General features: G+C 55.7%; 8 protein-coding genes, 1 tRNA gene and 1 pseudogene. 8 read left to right on the plus strand and 2 right to left on the minus strand.

Translation table 11 applies throughout. The features are described from left to right. On the minus strand, window positions 1-1,019 hold a 1,019-nt coding region (locus DY926_RS08275), incomplete at its 3' end, for an ATP-binding cassette domain-containing protein (RefSeq protein WP_116702935.1). A 99-nt stretch (window positions 1,020-1,118) separates the two neighbouring features. Here DY926_RS08275 and DY926_RS08280 point away from each other — a divergent pair. The 7 genes from DY926_RS08280 to DY926_RS08310 all read left to right on the plus strand — a co-directional run bounded on the left by DY926_RS08280 (window position 1,119) and on the right by DY926_RS08310 (window position 5,660). After that, window positions 1,119-1,376, plus strand: a complete 258-nt coding sequence (locus tag DY926_RS08280; RefSeq protein WP_116702936.1) for a hypothetical protein — start codon at window positions 1,119-1,121, stop codon at window positions 1,374-1,376. Window positions 1,377-1,416: 40 nt separating this feature from the next. Continuing rightward, window positions 1,417-1,851, plus strand: a complete 435-nt coding sequence (locus tag DY926_RS08285; protein WP_116702937.1) for a hypothetical protein — start codon at window positions 1,417-1,419, stop codon at window positions 1,849-1,851. A gap of 190 nt (window positions 1,852-2,041) precedes the next feature. After that, complete coding sequence (locus DY926_RS08290; RefSeq protein ID WP_116702938.1) at window positions 2,042-2,524, plus strand: MarR family winged helix-turn-helix transcriptional regulator; 483 nt, start codon at window positions 2,042-2,044, stop codon at window positions 2,522-2,524. A gap of 214 nt (window positions 2,525-2,738) precedes the next feature. Beyond that, window positions 2,739-2,933, plus strand: coding sequence for a DUF1656 domain-containing protein (locus DY926_RS08295; protein ID WP_010510087.1), 195 nt, complete (start codon window positions 2,739-2,741; stop codon window positions 2,931-2,933). A 28-nt stretch (window positions 2,934-2,961) separates the two neighbouring features. Next, complete coding sequence (locus DY926_RS08300) at window positions 2,962-3,873, plus strand: HlyD family efflux transporter periplasmic adaptor subunit (protein WP_116702939.1); 912 nt, start codon at window positions 2,962-2,964, stop codon at window positions 3,871-3,873. A gap of 16 nt (window positions 3,874-3,889) precedes the next feature. Further along, window positions 3,890-5,407, plus strand: a complete 1,518-nt coding sequence (locus DY926_RS08305) for an efflux transporter outer membrane subunit (RefSeq protein WP_116702940.1) — start codon at window positions 3,890-3,892, stop codon at window positions 5,405-5,407. A 168-nt stretch (window positions 5,408-5,575) separates the two neighbouring features. After that, window positions 5,576-5,660 (plus strand) — tRNA-Leu (locus DY926_RS08310). 757 nt (window positions 5,661-6,417) lie between these two features. Here the strand turns inward: DY926_RS08310 and DY926_RS16985 are convergent. Next, a complete protein-coding gene (locus tag DY926_RS16985) occupies window positions 6,418-7,572 on the minus strand; it encodes a glycosyltransferase family protein (RefSeq protein WP_148707751.1) in 1,155 nt (384 codons plus the stop codon). A 284-nt stretch (window positions 7,573-7,856) separates the two neighbouring features. Between DY926_RS16985 and DY926_RS17830 the strand changes: the two are divergent. Next, window positions 7,857-8,362: pseudogene (locus DY926_RS17830) on the plus strand (IS5 family transposase); the annotation flags it as partial. Window positions 8,363-8,440: the final 78 nt, after the last annotated feature.

An 8,440-nucleotide genomic window follows, 5' to 3' on the forward strand; every position in this document is an offset into this window, starting at 1 on the left:
GTGGGGGGGCGGCGGGCCAGAAGTTCCTCCCCATTTTCCAGCCGGAAGCGCAGCAGCACGTGATCGCCCATCTGGCGCAGATCCGTCAGCGTTGCTTCCAGCGGTGGCGGGCCGTCGGGATCGGCGCTGGCCATCATGCCGGGGCGGGTGGGAAACATGACCGCGATCTGGTCGGGGCGGATGCACAGCGTGGCCAACTGGTCCGCCATGACATCGGGCATGGCCATGGCCTCCACCGGCAGGCCGCCGGGCAGGTGCGCCATGGCCACGTCATCCTCCACGCTGGCCACGCGCACCGTCAGGCTGTTGGCGTGGCCAAAGCCGGTCGCCACCCGGTCACAGGCCGGGCGCTCGAACAGGTCCAGCGCACTGCCCGCCTGCAGGATTTCCATGCCGGACATATAGGCAATCGTATCACCCAGCAGCAACGCGTCCTCACGCTCACGCGTCAGCAGCACCACGCACAGCCCGCGCGCGCGGACAAGCCGGCCGATCAGCCGCCGCATGGTCACGCGGCTGGCGGGGGGCAGCGGCGTGAACGGGTCTTCCAGCACCAGCACGGCCGGGTCCGCCACCAGCGCGCGCCCCATCATGACGCGCAGCGCCTGTTCGGGCGTGAGCGTGTCGGTACGGGCAGCTTCCAGCCCGTCCAGCCCCAGCAGCGCGAGGACGGCGCTGACCCGCGCGGCGACGGCCTGCGCCGCCACACCACGGGCGCGCAGGGGAAAAGCGAGATTGGCCTGCACGTTCAGGTGTGAAAACAGCGGGTCGCGCCACCCCACCAGCATGCATGGCCGCCGCGTCGCGGGGGATGTGCTTACGTCCACGCCATCAACAAGGATCTGCCCCCCCTGCACCGGCGCATGCCCGGCAAGCATATCAGCCAGTACGGACAGACATTCGCCACGGTCATTCACGATGGCCAGGCACGCACCCGTTGCGGCGGAAAACGACAGGTCCGGCGCACCGGCAAAGGCCCTAAGCGCCTTGACAACCAGCCGTATGGAGAAAGGAGACATGCGATAACAGAAACCTGACTGGGGGGATAAGGCGTTATAAGCGATGGTTGCCTCCATACCAGAGGATTATCGGCTTCATCCGCCATAAAGGACACGACAATGAGCAAGACAGACAGCATCAAGCAGGTTACCCACGAAGACCTGCAGGCCCTGAAAAGCCACATTGAAAACCTGCTGCACACCCACGGCAAGCAGGCCCTGCATGACGCCGCCGGCAAGGCGGAGCACATGATCTCCAACGCGCGTGAGACCATTGCGGAACATGCCCCCAAGAGCGGCTGCTCCAAGGTGCGCCCGCTTGCGGCTATCGCCATTTTCTCGGTGATCAGCTATTTTCTTGGCCGTGCAACGAAATAAGGCATTCTAGCCTGCTGCAACCAGAGGATATGCGAGCATCATGAGAATAGGCGAAATCGGTAAAACCATCATCGAAGGGGAACTGACCCTACGCAAGCTGATGGCAATCCGTCTGGGTCGTCAGGCCGCTTTTCTGGTTGTAGCAGCTATATTTGCCTTCTTTGCCGTCATTTCCGGCCACGGGCTGCTGTGGGCCTTCTGCTACCAGACGCTGGGCTTCAGCGCGCTGGGTGCGGCGGCCACCGTGTTCGCGGCCGATGTGGTGGTGGTGCTGATGGGGCTGGTCATGGGGCGGCGTTCCTACATGACGCCGGAAGAAATCCGTGTGCGATTCGCCCGTGAACACGCCCTGAACGAACTGCGGCAGACCGTCGCGCTGTCCGCCGTGGCGACCACGGTGGCGGGTCCGCTGACCCGCCATACGCTACGCACCCTGTGGAGCCTGTTCCAGACCGTGACCGGCCGCCGCAAGTAACACGGCCGGACACCTTCCCCATCCCCCACGGAACCGTCTGGCAATGATCTACGTCATTGTCAGATGGTATCCATGCTGAAATTGCATTGGCTCACGTTGTCGTTTTCTGGAAACGTGCGGCGGACGGATATACTAAGCACGCGAATGGTTTGCATGCTTCATAACCGCATATCCCCGCTGACGGAACAGAATGCCCGATCTGGAGCGCAATGAGAAAGAACTGTCGTTCGGTCGTCGCCTCGCCCGGCTGGGTGCGGCATGGCGTCGGCAGGTCGATCATGACCTGCGCGAATTCGGCCTGACCGAGGCGACATGGCGGCCGGTGCTGTATCTGGGCCTGCTGCCGCCGCCCGTCCGCCAGACCGATCTGGTGCGCGCGCTTGAAATCGAGGCCCCGTCCGTTGGCCGCCTGCTGGACGTGCTGGAACGCAGCGGCCTCGTATTCCGCTCCCCCGACCGCGAGGACAAACGCTCCAAACTCGTCAGCCTGACGGAAAAGGGCGAGCGCACCGCACGCCAGGTGCGCCACGCGGTGGAAGCCGTCTCGCGCCGCCTGCTCAATGGCGTCTCCACCCCCGAACTGCTGGCGTGCTATTCAGTCTTCGAGCGGATAGAGGCCAACCTGAACAACCGCACGGGCCTGTCGGCCGAAATGGCGGGGAGCCGGTCATGACCCCTTCCCCCGCCCCCGCCATGCACGCGCGGCACCGGGTGCCAGCCCGCACCACCCGCCATATGGAACATCCATCCCCGCATTTTGGTGGTATTGCCGGTTTCTTCCATCCGCCCCGTCCGCTACAGATAGTGACACGGAGGGGCGAAGACCGTCATTACCCATCCGTGCCTGATTCTCCTTCAACGGGACCGTTCCGAATGAGACCCGCCTGATGCTGAGCGAATTCAACCTATTCGGTGTCTTCATGGCGCCGATTGTCGTCTATGCCGTCGCCGCCCTGCCCGTCACCATGCTGCTCCGGTCGCTGCTGTGGTGGTGTGGCATCATGAAATGGTTCTGGCATCTCGCCCTGTTCGAGGTTGCGCTCTACACTTGCGTCCTCTGCCTCATGATCCTGTATATCTGACCGCCCCAAGAAGGTTCGAGAAATCCCCATGCCCCTGCTGCGCACCCTCATCCGTGTGGTCCTGACCCTGGCGGTCGTGACGATGGCCATCGTCATGGGAATCACCTTATGGGATACCTACATGATCGCCCCCTGGACACGTGACGGGCGTGTCCGTGTCTATGTTGTGGACGTGGCGCCGGAAGTCTCGGGCACGGTCGTGCAGCTTCCCGTGGTGGACAACCAGTTCGTGCATCGCGGTGACCCGCTGTTCGTGCTTGATCCGGTGCGTTTCCGCCTGGCCATCCGCGAAGCGCAGGCCCGCCTTGATGGCGCGCTGGAAGACCTGAAGCTCAAGCAGAACGACGCACGCCGCCGCATGGGGCTGGGTGGCATCGTGTCGGCTGAAGAGCAGGAAGTCTTCAACTCGAGCGTGGCGACACAGATCGCCTCGGTTGACGCGGCGCGCGCGGCACTGGATCTGGCCAAGCTGAACCTGCAGCGCTCCATCCTGTATTCCCCGGTCAACGGCAACATCACCAACCTGAACCTGCGGGTGGGTGACTACGTGACCGCGGGCCATGCCCGACTGGCCGTGATCGACGCCGACTCCTACTGGGTCAACGGCTATTTCGAGGAAACGAAGATGTGGGGCGTGCATGTGGGTGATGAAGCCCGCGTCAAGCTCATGGGGTACAAGGACATCATCCCCGGCCATGTGGTCAGTATCGCCCGTGGTATCAATGACCAGAACGGCAAGCCCGACGGGCTTGGCCTGCAGGATGTCAGCCCGATCTTTACATGGGTGCGACTGGCGCAGCGTATCCCGGTCCGTATCCATCTCGACCATGTGCCTGACAGCGTGACACTGGCGGCGGGCATGACCGCCACGATCAGTGTGGGACCGCAGGCCCGTACCCAACGCGGCCGTCTGACGACATGGCTGCAAGACCACCTGTAAGGCGCCGGGCACGATCATGAGCATCAATTCAGTTACCCGCAGGACCGGCCTGTTCCTGACGTCGGCCATTTTCCTGGCCGGCTGCACGGTAGGGCCACGGTACCAGCCGGACCGGATGAAACCCCCGGCCAAGTTCACCGAGGACGACCACGCCGCGACTCCCGAGGAAATCGAGGAAACCAACAAGGAACTGAAGGAGTGGTGGCACCTCTTCAACGATCCTGAACTCGACAAGCTGGTCGATAAGGCGATTGCGGGGAATTACGACCTGCAGGCGGCGGGGCAGCACATCCTGGCGGAACGCGCCATCCGCGATGTGCAGGCATCGCAGTGGTATCCGCAGCTCGATGCCGATGCGGGCGGTGGTAACGTGCGGTATTCGATCAACATCGAAAACTGGCCCATCCGGCCCGGCAACCCGGCCAACCATCCGGATGCGAACTACCTGACCTACGGCATGGCCGGTAGCTGGCAGCTTGACGTGTTCGGGCGCATCCGCCGTAGCGTGGAAGCGCAGAAATACGCGGTCGAGGCGACGATCGAGGACCGCCGCGCCCTGATGGTCATGATCCTGTCCGAAGTGGCCAGCGATTACATGATGCTGCGTGACCAGCAGTTGCGGCTGGAAATCGCGAACAACAACATCCACGTGGCGCAGGATGCCTATGACCTGACCAACCGCCTGTACCTTGAAGGCGTGGGCAACACGATGCAGATCGCGCAGGCCAAGGCGGAGCTGGATTCCCAGACCGCGGCGCGTGAACCGCTGAAGACCCATATCTCCCAGATCACGCATGCGCTTGACGTGCTGATGGGGCAGATGCCCGGCACATCTGAGCTGGAGCTGAAGGTCGCCAAGCCGCTGCCCAAGGTGCCGGAATTCCCGGCCACCCTGCCGTCAATCGTCCTTGCCAACCGTCCTGACATCCGCTCCGCCGAGCGGCAGTACGCGGAAGCCACGGCCCGAATCGGCATGGCCGTGGCGCAGCTTTACCCGAATTTCAGCATTCCCATCAGCTTCAACCCGAATGCTTCCATGATGTCCCAGATGACGGAAGCCGCCACGATGAGCTGGCAGTTCCTGATGATGGCATCGCTGCCGCTGATGCATGGCGGCAAGATGACATCGCAGGTGCGTGCGGTGCAGGCCGCCGCCGAAGCCAGCCGCCTGAACTATCGCCAGACCGTGCTCAAGGGCTTCAAGGAAGTCGAGGACGCAATGGCGGCATGGCATGATGACGAGGAACACACGGAACTTCTGGCCAAGGCGGCGGAAGACAGTGCGCTGGCCAGCGAACGTGCCCGCAAGCTGTATGCGGCCGGTCTGGTCGGCTTTCTGGAAGTGCTGACAACGGAACGCACCACCCTGAACGCCCAGAACGCCGAGGCCATGGCGCGGCTGGAACGGCTGCAGGATGCGATCAACCTCTACACCGCCCTTGGCGCGGGGTGGCAGGGCATTGCGCTGACCAATACAACGCTGCCCATCTCGCTTGAAAAACAGAATATCCTGGCCCGCGCTTTCCAGCAGTAACCCGCCTGCTCCTGCCCGCCTGTCGTAAACCGGCGGGTGGGCAGGATGTTTTTTGGGTGGCGGACTACCGGCGGATTTACTGGCGGCGATGATACGGGTCACGCATTTCAATAAAATCACGACCGTAGATTGTTCTACGCCCCACATATGCTAAACAGGGCGTAATATGCGAGCTTGGCGGAATGGTAGACGCACGAGACTTAAAATCTTGCGCCCGCAACAGGGCGTGCGGGTTCGAGTCCCGCAGCTCGCATACCTAATTAATTACAATTATTAATATAATTCTTCTCCATACCACAGGAAATCTGATTACCTTGGCAGGTGCGGTTATCATTTAAATATCCCACTGATACCGCCCAGACACAGCAACTTCCGGCATATTCTTATGCTGCATGATCTTCTGATGTCATGAGAATGACGGCATTCTCCTACTGAGCTGGAACCACGATGGATATCTGTACAGCTTTTTATCTGCGGGGCAATGTTTGGCATATAGGAACGATTACGCCAGTCAGTACAGGCCAAAAGAGCATTGCCTTAGGTACGACGTTACGGATATCAGAACGCGCGGCAAGATAGCGGGAACCCTAAGAAAGCGTTTTCGCCCAGAATGAAACCATCGTGATGCTTTTGATTAATCTTGCAACGACAACGACACAAAAATTGGCACAATTTCTGGTGGACAGAGAAGAATCATAGGTTTCGCTCTTATCCCCTGAGCAGGCTTATGAACTATCTATGGCTATTACTATGATCGATAGTCTGCCTGTTATCCAAGAGCATACTAGAAATATGGGAACCCACCAACCCTCTTCCTTGTACTACGCTAGGATGCGCCTGTTATCCACTCAGGATGGAGCCTATTGTTGTGGTATCTTCTGTCGATAACCTATGGGCATGCCTGAAGGAGTGGCATGTAATCGTAGGATGATATGGGAAAATCGCTACATTCTTCCTTACTGTCATCCACTGCGTTACCACCATAGACTGCATCAACCACCAATATTACCCTAAGAGCAAAATTCCTGAACGGATTTTATCATAAGCTTGTCTAAAACAAATTTTTCACCTTTCTCATTTACCTTTGTATCTTTGCGAAGCCAATTAGTATTAATACCACGGAAATGTCTGCTTATAAATTCGTTCGAAAATTGTATATTATTAAAACCTGATATATCATGTACTTTCCATTGTTGCATATTATTACACTTTGACGGCACGACACACCACTTAGGAAGTGCGGGGGAACCCAGATCCAGGTACCTGTAATTAGAGAAATTATTTACTTCTTCATCACAATAATTTGGAACAATGAAACCAGAAATTGCCATATACCCATTTATGGTATTTTCCGTCTCTTCAAATATAGATTTATTATTGTTGTTCATTATAAGTTCATCTACATCGCAGTTTATTACACTCTTGCTCATTTGGAGATATTTATACCGCGCATGCTCTAGTATGCCATATTGACAATAATCAGAATCCCACTCCTTGTTGGGACCACCATGGACGCCCCATATGAATGGCCATTTTACAACCTCTACAGTTATATCCGAAGAAACTGATTTTATTGCGTCGTATATCTCTTCTTGATTATAAATTTCGCTATTATTGTCATATAATAATACGCCATCAGCACCATGCGCATTATAATAGAATTTAACCCAATCTTTTATCCATCTTAAATTGTTGTTTTTATTTTTGGTTAAAATAACCCTTTTCCCTTTGAATTTTGAACTTAAGTTATTATTTATTTTCATACCCTTCCCTAATATATTGCTAGTAAATATTACATTATTACCACCCTTCGTTTCCAGAAGAATTTTAGGATTTTCCAAAATATATATTAAATTGCGATCTGTTTCTTCTATACACGAAAAAACCTTCAATACCCTATCATGGGGTATTAACATTTTATTTACTTCTGCTTTTCTATCTTCAGAGATTATCCGACCTGAAGAAAAAATTTCAATGAAATTGTTTGCCGGCGGACATATTGCTATACAATATTTCCCACATGCGCTTCTAAAGTTATCATAAATTAATGTAATATAGTCAAAATTACTTTCATAATCATTTTGTCTTGATTGTAAGGGTCGCGGAGGAATTCTTCTTAAGTTGGGATCATGATCCAGAATCCATGACGACAGCGAACAATCCATTACTTAGACTCCCAAAAAAAATAGTTATTTTTAAATAATCGCATTTGTTTTTAACATGCGTTTTTGAAAAATTGAAGCAAAAATATATATTCCATAAAATGACAACAATATAAATATATTACCCTGATTTGTGTCTCTTTACGGCATCCATAAGATAACGATAAGGCAAGCAGTTGATGAGAAGATGACAGATCGACAACGATCGTAACACATACAATATGGCGCTAGGGCCTGTTAGATATTAAATGACAGAACGGACTGCATGACTGTTTATGATGAGCATGATGCAGTCTGTCTTTTCTGATACCGCATGGTCCGTCTGGGAGACTTTAATCGAGGAGGCCCGTCCGAAGAGCAAGACCCCACTGAAGAACCTTCGACGGACGATATCCGCGATTTTCTGGCGCCATCAGAATGGCGCGAAATGGCGCGCCCTTCCGCCTGAGTTTGGTCCCTGATGGATTGCCGCACAATTGTTCATTCGCTGGTCGAAGCATGGTGTGTGGCAGCGCCTCTTTGAAAAGGTAAGAGGCGCGGAGCCGGCATTGGGCATGGTCTTTCCCGATGGCACGACGATCCGTGCCCATCACAAGGCGGCCGGGGCCGCCAAAAAAGGGGATACAGTGAACGCTGCAGAGATCGTAAGGCGCTTGGCCGCTCACGTGGAGGCTTTGGCACTAGGGTCTGCGTAGCTGCGGATGGACATGGCAAGGCACTGTCTTTCATGCTGTCGCCCGGACAGGCACACGAACTGCCATCCGCTTATGCCCTGCTCGACGATCGTAATGGGCCGCTTGAGGCCGCCTTATGAGTAAGGATTGTGACTGGTAACTTACCGTCGTTAACGACGTCGTTATTGACGTCGTTT

Origin of the sequence: Komagataeibacter melaceti (genome assembly GCF_003403295.1) — a bacterium.
Classification (GTDB): domain Bacteria; phylum Pseudomonadota; class Alphaproteobacteria; order Acetobacterales; family Acetobacteraceae; genus Komagataeibacter; species Komagataeibacter melaceti.